17 protein-coding genes are annotated in these 16,258 nt (G+C 71.5%); 13 read left to right on the plus strand and 4 right to left on the minus strand.

Going from position 1 to position 16,258, the window contains the following annotated elements:
* Positions 1 to 136: 136 nt before the first annotated feature.
* Both ACFFNX_RS21475 and ACFFNX_RS21480 read right to left on the minus strand, forming a co-directional pair.
* Positions 137 to 775 carry a CoA transferase subunit B gene (locus tag ACFFNX_RS21475; RefSeq protein ID WP_378204985.1) on the minus strand — a complete coding sequence of 213 codons (639 nt, stop codon included), beginning with the start codon at positions 773 to 775 and terminating at the stop codon, positions 137 to 139.
* A complete protein-coding gene (locus ACFFNX_RS21480) occupies positions 775 to 1,524 on the minus strand; it encodes a CoA transferase subunit A (RefSeq protein WP_378204988.1) in 750 nt (249 codons plus the stop codon). Before ACFFNX_RS21480 ends, ACFFNX_RS21475 begins: the two co-directional genes overlap by 1 nt.
* A 260-nt stretch (positions 1,525 to 1,784) precedes the next feature.
* Here ACFFNX_RS21480 and ACFFNX_RS21485 point away from each other — a divergent pair, with 260 nt between their 5' ends.
* Both ACFFNX_RS21485 and ACFFNX_RS21490 read left to right on the plus strand, forming a co-directional pair.
* Positions 1,785 to 1,982, plus strand: a complete 198-nt coding sequence (locus ACFFNX_RS21485) for a hypothetical protein (protein ID WP_378204991.1) — start codon at positions 1,785 to 1,787, stop codon at positions 1,980 to 1,982.
* 175 nt (positions 1,983 to 2,157) lie between these two features.
* Complete coding sequence (locus ACFFNX_RS21490) at positions 2,158 to 3,285, plus strand: hypothetical protein (protein WP_378204994.1); 1,128 nt, start codon at positions 2,158 to 2,160, stop codon at positions 3,283 to 3,285.
* Positions 3,286 to 3,573: 288 nt separating this feature from the next.
* Here the strand turns inward: ACFFNX_RS21490 and ACFFNX_RS21495 are convergent, their stop codons facing one another.
* Positions 3,574 to 3,708, minus strand: coding sequence for a hypothetical protein (locus ACFFNX_RS21495; protein ID WP_378204997.1), 135 nt, complete (start codon positions 3,706 to 3,708; stop codon positions 3,574 to 3,576).
* A 260-nt stretch (positions 3,709 to 3,968) separates the two neighbouring features.
* Between ACFFNX_RS21495 and bglX the strand changes: the two genes are divergently transcribed.
* The 4 genes from bglX (at position 3,969) to ACFFNX_RS21515 (ending at position 8,543) form a co-directional block, all read left to right on the plus strand.
* Entirely contained in the window at positions 3,969 to 6,275 is a 2,307-nt protein-coding gene (gene bglX / locus ACFFNX_RS21500; protein ID WP_378205000.1) for a beta-glucosidase BglX, read from the plus strand.
* Positions 6,276 to 6,357: 82 nt separating this feature from the next.
* Positions 6,358 to 7,020, plus strand: coding sequence for a TetR/AcrR family transcriptional regulator (locus ACFFNX_RS21505; RefSeq protein ID WP_378205003.1), 663 nt, complete (start codon positions 6,358 to 6,360; stop codon positions 7,018 to 7,020).
* A 55-nt stretch (positions 7,021 to 7,075) separates the two neighbouring features.
* Positions 7,076 to 8,284 carry a cytochrome P450 gene (locus ACFFNX_RS21510; protein WP_378205005.1) on the plus strand — a complete coding sequence of 403 codons (1,209 nt, stop codon included), beginning with the start codon at positions 7,076 to 7,078 and terminating at the stop codon, positions 8,282 to 8,284.
* A 37-nt stretch (positions 8,285 to 8,321) separates the two neighbouring features.
* A complete protein-coding gene (locus ACFFNX_RS21515; protein WP_378205008.1) occupies positions 8,322 to 8,543 on the plus strand; it encodes a ferredoxin in 222 nt (73 codons plus the stop codon).
* A 96-nt stretch (positions 8,544 to 8,639) separates the two neighbouring features.
* Here ACFFNX_RS21515 and ACFFNX_RS21520 read toward each other — a convergent pair whose 3' ends face one another.
* Positions 8,640 to 10,016, minus strand: a complete 1,377-nt coding sequence (locus ACFFNX_RS21520) for an RICIN domain-containing protein (protein WP_378205011.1) — start codon at positions 10,014 to 10,016, stop codon at positions 8,640 to 8,642.
* 268 nt (positions 10,017 to 10,284) lie between these two features.
* Here ACFFNX_RS21520 and ACFFNX_RS21525 point away from each other — a divergent pair, with 268 nt between their 5' ends.
* The 7 genes from ACFFNX_RS21525 to ACFFNX_RS21555 form a co-directional block, all read left to right on the plus strand.
* Complete coding sequence (locus ACFFNX_RS21525) at positions 10,285 to 10,686, plus strand: SRPBCC family protein (RefSeq protein WP_378205014.1); 402 nt, start codon at positions 10,285 to 10,287, stop codon at positions 10,684 to 10,686.
* An 87-nt stretch (positions 10,687 to 10,773) separates the two neighbouring features.
* Positions 10,774 to 11,664 carry a hypothetical protein gene (locus ACFFNX_RS21530; RefSeq protein WP_378205017.1) on the plus strand — a complete coding sequence of 297 codons (891 nt, stop codon included), beginning with the start codon at positions 10,774 to 10,776 and terminating at the stop codon, positions 11,662 to 11,664.
* A gap of 217 nt (positions 11,665 to 11,881) precedes the next feature.
* Complete coding sequence (locus ACFFNX_RS21535) at positions 11,882 to 12,898, plus strand: Lrp/AsnC family transcriptional regulator (RefSeq protein ID WP_378205020.1); 1,017 nt, start codon at positions 11,882 to 11,884, stop codon at positions 12,896 to 12,898.
* The gene (locus ACFFNX_RS21540; RefSeq protein ID WP_378205024.1) at positions 12,895 to 13,815 is read left to right on the plus strand and encodes a polysaccharide deacetylase family protein; all 921 of its coding nucleotides are present in this window, start codon (positions 12,895 to 12,897) and stop codon (positions 13,813 to 13,815) included. Before ACFFNX_RS21535 ends, ACFFNX_RS21540 begins: the two co-directional genes overlap by 4 nt.
* On the plus strand, positions 13,812 to 15,176 hold the full coding sequence (locus ACFFNX_RS21545; RefSeq protein ID WP_378205027.1) for an MFS transporter: 1,365 nt from the start codon (positions 13,812 to 13,814) through the stop codon (positions 15,174 to 15,176). The genes ACFFNX_RS21540 and ACFFNX_RS21545 overlap by 4 nt, the downstream gene beginning before the upstream one ends.
* Before the next feature lie 55 nt (positions 15,177 to 15,231).
* On the plus strand, positions 15,232 to 16,038 hold the full coding sequence (locus tag ACFFNX_RS21550) for an SDR family NAD(P)-dependent oxidoreductase (RefSeq protein WP_378205030.1): 807 nt from the start codon (positions 15,232 to 15,234) through the stop codon (positions 16,036 to 16,038).
* Positions 16,035 to 16,258 (plus strand): ketopantoate reductase family protein (locus ACFFNX_RS21555; protein WP_378205033.1); only part of this gene is annotated, 224 nt, incomplete at its 3' end. The genes ACFFNX_RS21550 and ACFFNX_RS21555, both read left to right, overlap by 4 nt.

Here is a 16,258-nt window from a genome sequence, read left to right on the forward strand (position 1 = left end):
GACGCGGCCCGGCACGTCATCGGCGAGCGGCGCGACCCCCGCCACTACGCCCCGGAGGCGCCGGTGGCACCGGGCGCGTCCGCCCGGGTCCGCCTCCTGTGCTTTCTGGGCCGGCCCGCGGGCACCGATCCGCGCGCTACGCGACCGGGGAGGTGATCGGCGCGCTGGTCCGGTCCGCGACCTCGTCGGCGCCGACTCCGGGGGCGGTCTCGACGAGGACGAGGCCGGCCGGCGTGACGTCCAGGACGGCGATGTCGGTGATGATCCGGTGGACGCACTCCCGTCCGGTCAGCGGCAGGTCGCACTCCTTGACGATCTTCGGGCTGCCGTCCTTGGCGTTGTGCGTGGTCAGTACGATCACGCGGCGGGCGCCGTGGACCAGGTCCATCGCGCCGCCCATGCCCTTGACCATCGCGCCGGGGATCATCCAGTTCGCCAGGTCACCGCGGGCCGACACCTGCATGGCGCCCAGGATCGCGGCGTCGATGTGGCCGCCGCGGATCATCCCGAAGGACAGGGACGAGTCGAAGAAGGACGCGCCCGGGAGGACGGTGACCGTCTCCTTGCCCGCGTTGATCAGGTCCGGGTCGACCTCGTCCTCACGCGGGTAGGGGCCGACGCCGAGCACACCGTTCTCCGAGTGCAGGACGACCCGCACACCGGGCGGTACGTGCCCCGGCACGAGGGTGGGCAGGCCGATGCCGAGGTTCACATAGGCGCCGTCGGTCAGTTCGGCGGCCGCGCGGGCCGCCATCTCGTCACGGGTCCAGGCCATCAGGCGCGCACCGTCCTCTTCTCCACTCCCTTGGCGGCGGCCTGCTCGGGCGTCAGGGCCACCACCCGCTGGACGAACACGCCCGGCAGCTGAACCTCCTCCGGATCGAGGGCGTCCACCAGCTCCTCGACCTCCGCGATCGTGGTGCGGCCGGCCATCGCGGCCAGCGGGTTGAAGTTCCGGGACGCCTTGGCGAACACCAGATTGCCGTACCGGTCGCCGCGCATCGCCCGTACCAGCGCGAAGTCGGTGGTGATGCCGCGCTCCAGCACGTGGTCGACGCCGTCGAAGGCGCGCACCTCCTTGGCGGGGGAGGCGACGGCGACGGTGCCGTCCGCCGCGTAGCGCCACGGCATGCCGCCCTCGGCAACGGCCGTCCCGACTCCGGCGGGCGTGTAGAAGCCCGGTATCCCACAGCCGCCGGCGCGCAGCCGCTCGGCCAGGGTCCCCTGCGGGATCAGCTCGACCTCGACCTCACCGCCCAGGTACTTGCGGGCGAACGCCTTGTTCTCGCCGATGTACGAGCCGGTCACCCGGGTGATCAGGCCCGCCTCGAGCAGGAGGCCGAGGCCGCCGCCGTCGACACCGCAGTTGTTCGACACCACGCTCAGCTCGCGGGGGCCGGCCGCGTGCAACGCGTCGATGAGGACGTTCGGCACCCCGCTCAGCCCGAAACCGCCGACGGCCAGTGAGGCCCCGTCCCGTACGTCGGCGACCGCCTCCGCGGCGCTCGCCACCACTTTGTCCATGCTCCACCCGCGTCGTGTTCGCCTAGTGAACTTTCCTTCAAAATAACGTCGAGGCAGTCTCCGCCGCCGTCGCGTGCGATGTCAACCGGCGGACCCGGGGACGCCGACCTCGCCGTACGGGGAGGTCAGCGGTGGTCCGCCAGGGGACCCTCGACGCATCGCGGCGCTTTCACCCACGCGGGAGCGCGTCCCGATCGGCGGGACCCCGCCGGTGTCCCCGATCGCGGCCAGTCCGGTCTCGGCGAGCTGATCGTCGAACGATGGAGCGTCACAGCCTCGGGGAGATCGACGTCGCCGACCCCCTCGGGCGGGAGCGGCCGCCGCAGGGCTCGGTCCTGGTCACGCCGGACGATCCGGCGGCGGCGTGCGCGCCGCCCTGCTGCCGGTACCTGGCACCGGACTGGACGGACGGGATCAAGCGGTTCGAGGTCGACCGCACCGTGCGTATGCCCTGCTAACCGGCCGGCAGAATATCGTGGGGATCAGCCGTGCTCCCGGTGACGTGGATAATACATATCCATGACGTGAATAATGCGCGCATCCGCGTGTGGGCGGCACTTTCTGCGCGATGGTATGACCGGCCCTTCAGTCAAAGACCGAGCGGTATGCGGGCCTGGCGGTATTTTGGCGGGCATGCCTTCCGGTCCGGGAGAACACGGCGCCGTACCGCCGATATGGCGCATCGGTCGCCTGCGCGCGTACGTCCTGCCGGGCGCCCTGCTGATGGCCGCGGCCGTCTGTTTTTCCGTGCTGGTCGTCGCCTGGTACGACCAGGACCTGTCTCACGCCGGTGATGACCTGACCAGTAATTCCGGAATGGGTTCGGTCACGCTGGTGAAAGGCAGACGGTACCGGGTCAATGAACGCGCGGACTCCTTCGGGTCGGTCGGCGATCCGGTCGGTTGCGACTTCTCGACCGACGGAAGGTCCGTGGATTTCCGTGAGACGGTGACCGGGCTGCATGATATGAGACCGATATGGGGAATCTACAAAACGATCGGTACGTTCACGGCCCCCGAGACGGGCGTTTTTCAGGTGATCTGCGGCGTCCAACTCCCAGATTTCGAACCGCTGCCCGGTGCAGGTCCTGTACACCAAGGCACCAACGGATTCATCGACGCAGATCGGTCCCGGGAGATCAGTTCGTTCGGTGTCGCCGGGGTGGGGTCGGCCGCCGCGGGCATCGCGGTCCTCGCCGTTGTCTCGTATCGGCGTCGCGACCGTGAAGCGGTCCCCGACCTTCGCGCGGCATGGCGGCGGATCCGTGTGGCCATACCCGCCGTTGTGGCACTCGCCCTCAGCGTCGGGGCCCTCGCCGGATCACGGCACGTCGGACATTCCGTCGATCCGGACCTTTGCGATCGCAGCCGGTATCCCGCGTCCGTGGGCATCTACCGGCTGGCCGCCGCCGATGTCGCGATGGCGGCGGCCGGCATGGTCGTCCCTCTCGTAGGCATCTTTCTGATCCGGCCTGGCGCGGACCGCGAACACGGCCGCCGCCGTCTGCGCCTCGCCACGGCAGGAATCGCGGCGCTGGGAGTGGTCGCCCTCCTGATGGCGCTCTCCACCCGATCGGACATCAACCCACGAGTGCCGGACCCGCCCCCCGACTGCGGTCTGCTGGCACCGATCCCGGGTGGGCGGACTCCCATGGCCGGTGGCGAGCCGATGAGAACGGCGACCACCGCTCAAACCGCAGCGCCCGCACGGTCGCGTTCGGCGACGAGCGGAAGGACGACGTCGATGATCACGTCCTCCTGACCGCCGACGTAACCGGCCTCCCCGACGCGCCGCACGCGGCCGGCACCGAGTCGGCGATGCCGAGGGAGAGGTTCTGGTGACCGTGGAGGCCGACCCGGGCCTATCGCCGATCTCGGCTACCAGCACCTGCGCGTCGCCGAGTACGAGGGCACCGGCGGAGTCCACGACGTAGGCGTGCCTGCGCGGCGAGCCGGTCCGGGGCGACGTGGTGCGACAGCATCGGGAAGCCCACGATCACAAGGGTCCGGCCGCGGCACCAGGCCACGGTCTGTCGATGGGCCGTCGAGGTCAGCCCTCCGCGAGCGCGCACGGCCGGTCGGCGTCCTCGGGCGGGTGAGTGATGCGGCGGTCGGCGGCGGCCCGCCTCAGATGGTTCTGGCCCACGGGCCACGACACCGGCGCGCCGACGCGGTCGGGCCTCATCGGCGGCGCCTCGCGAACGGCGATCCCCGGCCGGTCCTTGACGCGCCGCCGACGTACCCACGTGCCGGTCGCCCGCGGCCTCCACGGCGGGGTGCGTCCGCACGGTCCGGGTTACGGATGGCCGGAATCGGTCCTTGACGAAGGTCTTTGACCAGGGGTTTGATTTCGGCAATTTCGCACGGTCCAGGCGCGTATCGCCGGTCGTCGGGCCCGGGTCGGCGGAACGAGGTGCGTCCGAGGCCGACAGCCGGGAGAGACGAATGAGACGAAGGACGGCGGCGTTCGGAGCGGCGCTCGCCACACTGGCCGCTCTCGCCGGAGGCGGAGTGTCGGCGTCGACGCAGTCCCGGGACGAGGCGGCGATGCGACCGACGCGTACGGCCCCGGACCAGGGCGTCGAGGCGCGCGTCAGCGCCCTGCTGGCCAAGATGACGCTCGACGAGAAGCTGCAGCAGCTCCAGCTGCTCTCCGACGGCCAGGTGACGGACGCCGACGCGAAGAAGGGCGTCGGCGGGGTGTTCAGCCTGACCGACCCGCAGCAGATCAACCATCTGCAGCACGTCGCGATGGAGCAGTCGCGGCTGCACATCCCGATCCTGTTCGCCTACGACACGATCCACGGGTACCGCACGGTCTTCCCGGTGCCGCTCGGCGCGGCGAGCAGTTTCGACCCGAGCGTGGCCGCCGATGACGACACCTACGCCGCGCGGGAGACGGCGGCGGTCGGCATCAAGCAGATCTACAGCCCCATGGTCGACGTGTCGCACGAGCCGCGCTGGGGGCGCATCGCCGAGGGCAGCGGCGAGGACCCCTACCTCGGCTCGGTGTTCGCCGCCGCCCGCGTCAAGGCCGCGCAGGGCGATGACTACGGCGCGCCGGACAAGGTCATCACCAGCCCCAAGCACTTCGCCGCGTACGGGCAGCCGGAGGGCGGCCGCGACTACAACACGACCGACCTGTCCGAGCAGCGGTTGCGCAATCTCTACCTGCCGCCCTTCAAGGCGGCGGTCGACGCCGGCGCCGACACGGTGATGTGCTCGTTCAACGCCATCAACGGCTCGCCCGGATGCGGCGACAGCCACACCGAGACCGACATCCTCAAGAAGGAATGGGGCTTCGACGGCTTCGTCGAGAGCGACTACACCGCCGTCTCGGAGATGCGCACCTGCCCGCCCAGGACGCCCGACACCGGCCCGTGCGGACACGGCGTCGCGGCCGACGGCCCCGGCGCCGCCGCGCTCGCGCTGAACTCCGGCACCGACTCGGAGATGGTCAGCACCAACCTCCGCGACTACGGCAGGCGGTTGCTCGCCGAGCACCGGATCTCGACGCAGCGCGTGGACGACGCCGTACGGCGGATCCTGCGGGTGAAGTTCCGCGCCGGGCTGTTCGACCACCCGTACGTCGACCCGTCCAAGGCCGACGCCGCGCAGCTCCGGCCCGACGCCGTGGCGGCCGCGCGCAAGGCGGCGGGCCGGTCGATGGTGCTGCTGAAGAACGACAGGAGCACGCTGCCGCTCGACCCCTCGAAGTCGACCGCGGTGATCGGCCCGCTCGGCGACGACCAGCACGACATGCTCGGTCCGTGGTGGGGCCAGGGCCGGGACCAGGACGCCGTCTCGGTCTACCAGGGCATCAAGGCGCAGAACCCGCATACGACCTTCACCCAGGCCTGCCAGATGATCGACAAGGACCCGCCGGACAACACGCCCGCGGACGAGTGCGGATCCGACGCCGGCTTCCCCCAGGCGGTCGCCGCGGCCAAGGCCGCCGACCAGGTCGTGCTCGCCCTGGGAGAGACGCGCGGCCAGAGCGGCGAGGCCGCCTCGCGCAGCGACATCGACCTGCCCGGCAGGCAGCAGGAGCTGATCGAGGCGATCAAGGCGACGGGCAAGCCGTTCGCCGTCGTGCTGTTCAACGGCCGGCCGCTGACGTTGTCGAAGGTCGCGGCGAGCGCGCCGTCGATCCTCGAGGCGTGGTTCCCGGGCGTGCAGGCCGGCAACGCCGTCGCCGACGTCCTGTTCGGCAAGGTGAACCCGGGTGGCAAGCTCCCGGTGTCCTTCCCCCGGACGATCGGGCAGGTCCCGATCTACTACGACCACGACCCGACCGGCCGCCCCTGCGACCCGGGCGCCAAGTACGACTCGCGCTACCGCGACCTGCCGAGCTGCGATCCGCTCTACGCGTTCGGCTACGGCCTCAGCTACACGACGTTCGACGTCTCCCACCTGCGGCTCGGCTCGAAGACGATGTCACCGAACGGCACTATCACCGCCAAGGTCGACGTGAAGAACACCGGCGGCCGTGCCGGCGACGAGGTCGTGCAGCTCTACCTCCACGACCCGGTGGCGAGCATCGAGCAGCCGGTCCGCCGGCTCCGGGGCTTCCAGCGCGTGACGCTGGCACCCGGCCAGACGAAGACGCTGACGTTCACGCTCGGCCGGGCCGACGTCGGCTTCTACGACAACGGCGGCCGGTTCGTCGTCGAGCCGGGAAGCATCGACGTGTACGTGGGCGACAGTTCGACCGGCGGCCTGCACGACTCCTTCACCGTCACGGCCCGGTGAGGCGTCCGTCGCAGCGCACTACCCCTTGACCTCGGGGTTTATACATCTTGTATAGCGGTCACCCGCCTTGTATGGTCATCCCATGAGGCATGACACCGTGTCTTACAGCGGTTCACCGGCCCAGTCCGGTGCGCGGCCGGGCTCGCGGGAGGCGCGCAAGAGGACGACTCGGGACCGGATCCTCGACGGGGCGGTGGCGGTGCTCACCGAGAAGTCCTTCGTCGAGGCGACGATGGAGGACATCGCCAGGGCGGCAAAGATCACCCGGGCGACGGTGTACGCCTATTTCCCGGGAAAGGTGGAGATCCTCCGGGCACTCGTCGCGCGTGTGTACGAGGTCGCCGATGGCGTCTGTGCCGCGCTGGCCGCCCGCGAGGAGTGGACCGGCGAGGGAGTCCGCGCCTGGCTGCACGACGCCGCGGCGGCCTGGCGCGAGATGGCGCCGGTGATCAGGGTGCTGGCGGCGGCCGGGTCCACGGCCGTCGGCGACCCCGGCGGCGCCCGCGATCGTTCCCTCGCCGCGCACGAGCGCTATGTGACGTTGCTGGCCGACCCGCGTCGTTGGCCGGGCACGCCGCCCGCGGAGGCCCGGCAGCGGGCCCTGATGGCCGTGCTTCAGATGGAGTCGTTCCTGTCGATCTGGATCGCCGGCGGCTGGTCGCTGGCGACCGACGACCCGTTCGACCTGCTCACCGACGCCATCTGCCACCTGCTCGCACCCGCGCTGCGCGAACGACCGGGGTGACGGTCCCGCGAGGAGCCCGCCCGCCGAAGGTGAAGACGACACGGAGGAGTCGGTGATGACGACGACGGCAAGGTCCTGGTCGGAGATGTTCGGCGCGTCCGACCGCCTCAGCATGGATCCGGCGTTCGCCGAACTGCGCATGAACCAGCCGCTCTGCCGCGTGCGCATGCCGTACGGCGAGCCCGCCTGGCTGGTCACCCGCTACGAGGACGCCAAGGTCGTCCTCGGTGACCCGAGGTTCAGCCGGGCCGCCGCGAGCGGCCGTGACGAACCCCGGACGCGGTTCCACGTGGGGTCGCCGGGCAGCCTGCTGCGCCATGACCCGCCCGAGCACAGCCGGTTGCGCAGGCTGGTGGCCAAGGCGTTCACCGCCCGGCGCGTCGAGGGGCTGCGGCCCCGCGCCCAGCAGATCGCCGACCAGCTCATCGACCGCATGATGGCGCAGGGCCCGCCCGCCGAGCTGGTCGAGGACTTCGCGCTGCCACTGCCGATCACCGTCATCTGCGAGCTGCTCGGGGTCCCGGTCGAGGACCGGGTCGACTTCCGTCTGTGGTCCGACGCTTTCCTGTCCACCACCAGGTTCACGCCGGAGCAGGTGAGCGAGTACGTGGGCCGGATGCGCGCGTACATGGCGAGTCTGATCGCCGAACACCGGGAGACGCCACGAGATGACCTGATCGGCGCGCTCGTCACGGCCCGCGACGAACAGGACCGGCTGTCGGAGGAGGAGCTCCTGGCGATGGCCGAGGGCATCCTGGTCGCCGGGCACGAGACGACGGCCGCCCAGATCCCCAACTTCGTCTACACCCTGCTGACCCACCCCGAACAGCTCGCGGCCGTACGCGCGGATCCCGGCCTGCTACCGCAGGCGGTGGAGGAGCTCATGCGCTACGTCCCGCTGGGCGGCGGCGCGGGAAGCGCGCGCTACGCGCTCGAAGACGTCGAACTGGGCGGCGTGACGGTACGGGCCGGAGAGCCCGTCGTGGTCGCCCTGCAGTCGGCGAACCGCGACGAGTCGATCTACGCCGACCCCGACACCCTCGACGTGCACCGGCAGGAGGCGTCCCACGTCGGGTTCGGGCACGGCCCGCACCACTGCCTCGGCGCCCAGCTGGCCCGGATGGAGCTTCAGGTCGCCCTCGGCGCGCTGCTACAGCGGCTTCCGGGTTTGCGGTTCGCCGGCACCGAACAGGACATCGTCTGGAAGACCGGCACGGCCACCCGGGGACCGGCACGCCTGCCGATCACCTGGGACCGGCCGTGAGCACCGGCCCCGTACACGGAAGGGAAAGGAGGGTGACATGACCTGGCAGATCGAGGTGGACGCGCCGACCTGTATCGGCTCGGGGATCTGCGCGGGCACCGCCCCGGACCACTTCGCGGTCGTCGACGGTGTCTCTCACCCCGTACGCCCGGAGGTCGATCCGGCCGACGCGGCCATCGACGCCGCCGAGTCGTGCCCGGTCGAGGCCATCACCATCCGCGACAAGGAGACCGGGAAGATCCTGGCTCCCGAGGAGTGACGGACCGGTCCACGGTGAGCCGGGCCGGAGGCCGCCCACGTCGCGTGAGTGAGCGGCCCCGACACCGTGAAGACACGGACGACCCGGAACGAAGGGTCAGGACGGCAGGTGCCACACCTGGTTGGCGCCGCCGGTGCAGTCCCAGATCTCCACCTGGGTCCCCGGCGTCGTGGACCAGCCGGTGTCGTCGAGACACTTGTTCGACTGCGGGTTGTACAGCGAGCCGTTGGACTGGGGGATGAAGACCTGTGCCGCGGTGTTGTTGCAGTCGTACAGGTCGACCTTCGTGCCGTTCGCGGTGCCGCCGCCGTTGACGTCCAGGCACTTGCCCAGGACGTGCAGCGTGCTGCCGGCCTCGACGACGGTCCACTGCTGAGCGGCCGTGCCGTTGCACGTGTAGATCTGTATCGGGTTGAAGTTCGCCGTACTGGAGGAGCGGTCGTCCAGGCACAGGCCGCCGTAGCCGGTGATGGCCTTGCCGCCCGCCGGCGGCGGCGTCGTGCCGCCTCCGCCGCTCGTCAGCACCCGTACGTAGTCGACCAGCATCGGCACGCCCGACTGCGTCGAGCCGGTGGGGCCGCCGCCGAACGCCGCCGGGAAGCCGCCGCCCATCGCCACGTTGAGGATCATGAAGAAGCCGTGGTGGAGGGCGTTGTTCCAGGTCGTCGCGTCGACCTGGTTCGAGTTGATCGTGAAGAAGTTGTTGCCGTCCAGGTAGTAGCGCAGCTGCTCGGGGGAGACGCTGCGGTCGTACTCCACCGCGTATTGGTGGAAGCCCGTCTGGCATCCGCCGCAGGCGCGTTCGCCGCTGCCGATGCCGGTGGTCTCGTTGCACGGGCCGCCCGGGCTCGTCCCGCAGTGCAGGGTGGCGAACTCCGAGCTGCGCCCGTTGATGTCCTCCATCACGTCGATCTCGCCGATGCCCGGCCAGTTCGTCGCGCCGACCGGCCGCGCGGCGGCGCCGAGCGCCCAGAACGCCGGCCAGTAGCCGGCCGCCGCCGCGCCGGAGACGTTCGGCTGCTGGATCGAGGCCTCCATGCGCAGCTTCCCGCCGGAGGGAGCGGCGAAGTCGGTGCGCTGGGTCTCCACCCGGCCGGAGGTCCAGTGGCCGCTGCCGTCGCGGAGCGGCTTGATCACCAGGTCGCCGTTGCCGTCCTGGTAGACGTTCTGCGTGCTGTTGGTCATGGTCTCGACCTCACCGGTGCCCCAGTTCCCGGCACCGCCCGGATATCCGGTGCCGGTGTCGTAGAGCCAGTTGGCGGTGCTCAGCCCGGTACCGGCGGCACCGGTGAAGTCGTCGCTGAAGACGGTGCTCCAGCCGGAGGGTGGCGGGGGGATCGACGCGCCGGAGTCCGGCGCGACGGCGACCGTTGCGGTCGCGGTGGCCGCCGCCGTGACGGCGGCCAGGACGAGTCGGCGAAGGCGCGATGGCCGGGGGCTCCGCGCGGATGCGGCAGGGGAATCCGCGATCACGACGTACCTCTTCTCAGCGGGCCGCTGCCGGACGTGACGGTGCCGGCCGTGGACGGAGGAGTCCGCGACACCGATACGTGACAGGGGCGGCGGGCGGGGCTGTGAGAGCGCTCCATCGCATGGTCGTCCTCTGTTAAGAATGTTGTCAATACCGTGCCGCCGCCGAACGCGGGCTCCGGGTGCGCGGAGGTGTCGGGGGCGGGCGAGCCGGGTAGCCGAGCGATCAGTGCGGCGTGGCGTGGCGCCGCCCCGGCAGGAGGGGGAGACCGTGACCGAATACGAGGCGTCCCGGACGATCGCCGCAGCTCCGGAGTCGGTCTTCGCGGTGGCGTCCGACGTGGGGGCGATGGACGACTGGCTGCCCCGCGACGTCCACGTGGAGTCGGCGGCCCCGCCGGAGGTCACCGTGACCCGCGGCGCGGACACCGACCGGGAGCGTGCCCTGCTGCGCGCCGACCCGGACCGGCTCCGGGTCGAGTGGGGCACCCGCGACACCGATGAGTACGCCGGATGGCTCCAGGTCACCGGCATCGGCACGGGCCCCAGCGAGGTCATCGTGCACCTGTCCTTCTTCGACCCCGATCACGCGCCGCCCGGCCCGGACGTGGAGGCCGCACTGCACCGCAGCCTGGACCGCCTGGCCGAGAAGGTGGAGGAGGGCCGCGGATGACCCTGTTCGCGGCGGGCCCGTCCAGCCGGCCGAGGCCTCGGCGAGGGTAAAATCGAGCTTCCCTGTTCCAGGGAGGGTCGTGGGGCCATGACCGGCGAGTTGCCCGTCCATGCCGCGTACAGACACCTCTACGAGGTGATCCGCGTCTATGAGTTGAACGTCGACGGCGCCGAGGTCAGGGCGATCCGCGACCTGTACTGCGTCATCGACGAGGACCTGGGCCACCACACCCCCGACCGGATACCCGCGCCCGCGGCGGACGTACGGCGTTGGCTCGCGGCCACGAGAACGATCGTCCAGGCCATGGGGTCCGCCCGGGAACAGGAACGTCGGGCCCACCGTCCGTTCGTCATGCGCCGCCGCCACCGGATCCTCTGGCAGCTCCGTCACCTCACGTCGAAGCGGCGGTTGCGCGCCGACTACGAGGCCACCGTCGAACGCCTGCGCGGCGACGTGCTCGCCGCCTACCGCGCCTACCGCGAGCAGGCCGGTGACCTGACCGAGTACATCGCCGAGCACCTCGCGCGCCGCGAGCGAGAGCAACGCGAACGCGACCAGCGCGAGCGCGACCAGCGGGCGGAGGTGATGGCGGGCGGCCCGCACCGGCCGATCTGGGCCTACGGCGTCCGGGATCACCGCTCTTTGCGCGTCCTCGAGATCTACCTGCCGGCCGCCGAGCCGTACCGCCGCGCCGACACCTACGCACGGACCGGCCTCACCCCGCAGCAGGTCCATTCCGCGCTCACCGGCGAGCGCGCGCACCACCCGTACACCGGCCTCACCTGGTCGTACCGGACCAGACTCGCGCTGGAGGAATGGCACGACAGCGGCAAGGCCGAGACCGCCTGGCGGGAGGTCATCGGCGAGCCGGTCGAACTGTTCCCGCAGCCGCCCGGCAGCAGGCCGAAGAGCCCTCGCCACTACGGCCCGTCCAGCAACTACTGGAGCCCCGGCGGCCATTTCGGCATGCCCTTCTAGCGCACCCCCGCCGTCCCTCACCCGGGGAGGCCTCGACGTTCCGGACCGCGGTCGGGCCGCGGAACCGCATCGTTGCCCCCCGGGCCGCCAAGGCATCCCCTCGTCGTACGGTTCGAGCTCGCGGGCACTGCGGGAAAACCGCAGAATCCAGATCAAGATGCGAGATTCCGTCACGACAGGGGTTGAATCGCTGGTTTCGGTCGTCCACTATGGCCCAATGGTCGATGACATGCAGCTCGGCGAGGTCGATCGCCAGTTGACGGCGGCACTTCAGCTCGACGGCCGCGCCCCGTGGCATCTCGTCGCGCGCGCCGTCGGTGTCAGTGAGTCCACGGTTCAGCGGCGTTTCGCCGCGCTGCGCGAGCGCGGTGCGGCTCGCGTGATCGGCGTCGTCGACGTGCTGCGCTGCGGGCTCGGTGTGCCCGTCCTGACGCGAATCTCCGGCCGTCCGGGGACCGCCGAGGACATCGCCGCCTCCCTGGCGACGCGGCCGGAGGCGCGCTTCGTGGCGGTCGTCACCGGCGCCGCCGACGCCGTCGCCGAGTTCGTCGTGCCCACCCACCGTCACCTGCCGCAGCTGCTCGCCCGGGACATGCCGGCGCAGGACCGGCTCACCGAGGTCGAGACGTTCACCGTGATGCGGACCTTCACCTCCGCGCACGACTGGGATCCCGGGCTGCTGAAACCCGACGCCGCCGCGCTGCTGCGTCCCGAGCCGGTGCGCCCGTTCGAGGACCAGGTGTGGGAGCGTCCCCCGGACCGGCTCGACGATCTGGAGCTGGCCATCGCCGCCGAGCTCGGCGAGGACGGCCGGATGCCGGTGAAGGAGCTGGCCGGGCGCGTGGGCGTCAGCGAGTCGACGGTGGCGCGCCGCATCGACTCGATGGTCGAACGCGGATGCCTGCGCTTCCGCACGCTGGTCGAGCCGGCGCTCCTCGGCTTCGCGGTCGAGTTCATGCTGTGGCTCGACGTCGAGCCGGCGCAGCTGGACTCCGCCGGGCGCCGGCTCGCCTCCCGGCCCGGCGTCAAGTACCTGTCGGCCACCGCCGGCCGGTTCAACCTGTGCGGGCAGGTGTCCCTGCGGCACTTCGCCGACCTGTACCGCTTCACGACCGACGTGGTCGGCGCGCTGCCGGGCGTACGCCGCGCCGACACGACTCTGCAGCTCGACACGCTCAAGCGCGCCTGGGTCCCCATCGCGCCCGAGCCCCGTAAGGAAAGGAGTGGCCGTTGAACGCGACGAGCGAACCCTGGCAGTGGGATGAGACGACCTGGCGAAGGCACGTGGAGCGTGTCCGGGCCGGCCGCCGGCTGACGCCGCCGTGGCCCGGCGGGGCGAAGGTCGCCGTGGCGCTGTCGTTCGACTCCGACCACGAGACCATCCCCCTGCGCGAGGGCGAGACCCGGCCCGGAAGACTCGCGCAGGGCGAGTACGGCTCACGGGTCGCCGCGCCGCGCATCCTCGCCGCGCTGGAGAGGCACGGCGTGCCCGCGACGTTCTTCATGCCGGCCGTGTCGGCGCTGCTGCATCCGGAGGAGGCACGCGGCTACGTCACGGCCGGCCACGAGATCGCCGCGCACGGCTGGATCCACGAGCGCAACATGCTGCTCGCCCCGGCCGACGAACGGATGCTCGCGGCCCGCGCCCTGGACACCCTGGAGGAGATCACCGGCGTACGCCCGGTCGGCGTGCGCACCCCCTCGTGGGACTTCTCCGACGCCACCCTGGACATCATCGGTGAGCTGGGGCTCGGCTACGACTCGTCCCTGATGGCCGACGACGAGTGCTACGAGATCCTCGCCGACGGCGAACCCACCGGGATCATCGAGCTCCCCGTCGAGTGGATCCGCGACGACGCGCCGTACTTCATGATGGAGCGCTACGGTTCACTGCGCCCCTACACGCCGCCGCGCGAGGTGCTCCGGCTGTGGTGCGACGAGTTCGACGCCGCGCGCGCGGAGGGCGGGCTGTTCCAGCTCACCATGCATCCGCACATCATCGGGCACCGCTCGCGCATGGTCGTGCTGACCGGGCTGCTGGAGCACATCGCCGCCGCCGACGGCGTCTGGTTCGCCACGCACGCCCAGGTCGCCGAGCATGTCCGCACGGCGCTTCCGCGGCAGACCGCACCGCCCGGGGAGCGCCCATGAGCGAGCGAATCGACGAACACGCGCCCGGCCACTCCTCCGGCGAAGGAGGGTTCATGAGCGTCACGCACGCCCGTTCGGGCGTGCGGGCCGCCCGGATGACCGACAAGCAGCGCCGTGCGGTCGTCGCCGGGGCGGTCGGCAACACCGTCGAGTGGGTCGACTGGGCGGTCTACTCGGCGTTCGCGCCGATCTTCTCCACCCAGTTCTTCCCCAAGGGCGACAAGACCGCGGACCTCCTGGCGACCCTCGCGGTGTTCGCGGTCGGGTTCGTGATGCGGCCGGTCGGCGCGGCGGTGCTGGGCGCCTTCGCCGACCGGCGGGGCCGCAAGGCGGGCATGACCCTGACCATCTCGATGATGGCGGCCGCGGCGCTGGTGGTCGCGGTGTGCCCGCCGTACAGCGCGGTCGGCGTCGTCGCCCCGGCGGTGCTCCTCGTCGCCCGGCTGGTGCAGGGCTTCTCCGCCGGAGGGGAGTTCGGCACCTCCTCGGCGTTCCTCATCGAGTCGGCGTCACCGGGCCGCCGGGCGTTCATCGGGTCGTGGCAGCAGGTCTCGGTCGGCGCCGGCACGCTCATCGCCTCCCTGATGGGCACCCTGCTCACGAGCACGCTGAGCGACGGGGCGCTGTCGGCGTGGGGCTGGCGCGCGGCGTTCGCCGTCGGCGGGCTGCTCGGCCTCGTCGGCCTGTGGCTGCGGACCGCCGTCGAGGAGACCGACGCCTTCACCGAACTGGCCGACGGCCGCGCCGACGACGCACGGCCGACGCCGCTACGGGACATGGTGACGCGCCACCCGCGCGCCGCGCTGCGCGTCATCGGGATCACGATCGCCGGGACGCTGCTCTACTACATCTGGGTCAGCTACATGCCCGGGTACGCGCACGCCGCCGAGGGCGTGCCGCTCAGCCGCGCCTTCCTCGCCAACACCCTCGCGATCATCGTCTTCCTGGTGATGCTGCCGTTCGGCGGGATGCTGTCGGACCGGTTCGGCCGCAAGCCGACGATGACCGCGTTCGCCGGGGGCTTCCTCGTGCTGTCGTGGCCGCTGTTCCAGCTCGTCGGGAACGGCTTCTGGTCGCTGCTGCTGGTCGAGCTGGTCGGGATGTTCTTCCTGGTCGGATACTCCGCCAACTGCGCGGTCGTGATGGCCGAGCAGTTCCCCGCCGAGGTGCGGACGACGGGCATCGGCCTGCCGTACGCCCTCGCCGTCGCGGTGTTCGGCGGCACGGCGCCGTACGTCACGACCTGGATGGCCACCCACGGGCACCGCGAGAAGGTCTGGGTCTACCCGGCGATCGCGGCCGCCATCGGCGTCGTCGTCTACCTGACGATGCCCGAGACCAAGGCGAAGGAGATCCAGTGAGCGAGCGGACCAGAGAACACGCGTGCCCGGTCACTTCCCCGACGAAGGAGGGCTCATGAGTGAGGGCCGTCATGTTCTGGTGACGGGGGCGGCGAGCGGCATCGGCGCCGCCGTCGTCGCGTCGTTCGCCGCGGACGGCTGGACGGTGACCGGGGTGGACCTGCGGGAGGCTCCGCTCCGCGCGTCCCTGGAGGGTCTCGCGGCCACGCCGATCGTCGCCGACCTGGCCGAGCCCGACGCGCCCGAGCGCGTCGTACGCCGGGCGTGGGAGTCCGGCGGTCCCCTCGACGCGCTCGTCAACGCCGCCGGCATCTACCCCGCCCGCCCCTTCCTCGACCTCGACGCGGCCCTGTGGGACCGCGTCCAGGCGGTCAACGTACGGGCGCCGATGCTGGCCGTCCGGGCGTACGCCGCGCTGGCCGTCGCGGCGGGCCGGCCCGGCAGCGTCGTCAACATCAGCTCCGGGGCCGCACTGCGCGCCCGCCCCGGCGCGGCGCACTACAGCACGTCGAAGGCGGCGCTGGAGATGCTCACCAGGGCCGCGGCCGTGGAGCTCGGCGGAGCCGGCATCCGCGTCAACGCGGTCAGCCCCGGCTTCGTCACGGTCGACAGCACGGCGAACCCGGTGACCGAGGAGTACGCCGCCGCGGTCTCGGTCAACCCGCTGGGCCGGCGCGGGCGGCCGGAAGACATCGCCGCGGCGGTCCGCTGGCTCGTCTCCCCGGCCGCCGAATGGGTGACCGGCACGATCCTGCGGGTCGACGGCGGTGCCTCCGCCGGGACGACCGCCCTTCCCGCCCACTGGCCCGGGCTCACCGACGTACAGACCCCCGGTCTCGACCATGAAGGAGCACACCTGTGAGCTCTCGTGAGTACACCGTCGTCGGCGCGGGTGCGATCGGCGGCACCCTCGCCTGGCATCTCGCCCGCGCGGGGCACCCGGTGACCGTCGTGGACGCCGACTCCGCGCACGTCGCGGCGATCGCCCGCGACGGCATCATCCTCGAGCGCGGCGGTGTGCGGACGGCACAGATGATCGCTGCGGCGTACCCGCCCGGCAAGGTGAGCGCGCCGCTCGGCCG

It is taken from the genome of Actinoallomurus acaciae (genome assembly GCF_042429965.1).
Classification (GTDB): Bacteria; Actinomycetota; Actinomycetes; order Streptosporangiales; family Streptosporangiaceae; genus Actinoallomurus; species Actinoallomurus acaciae.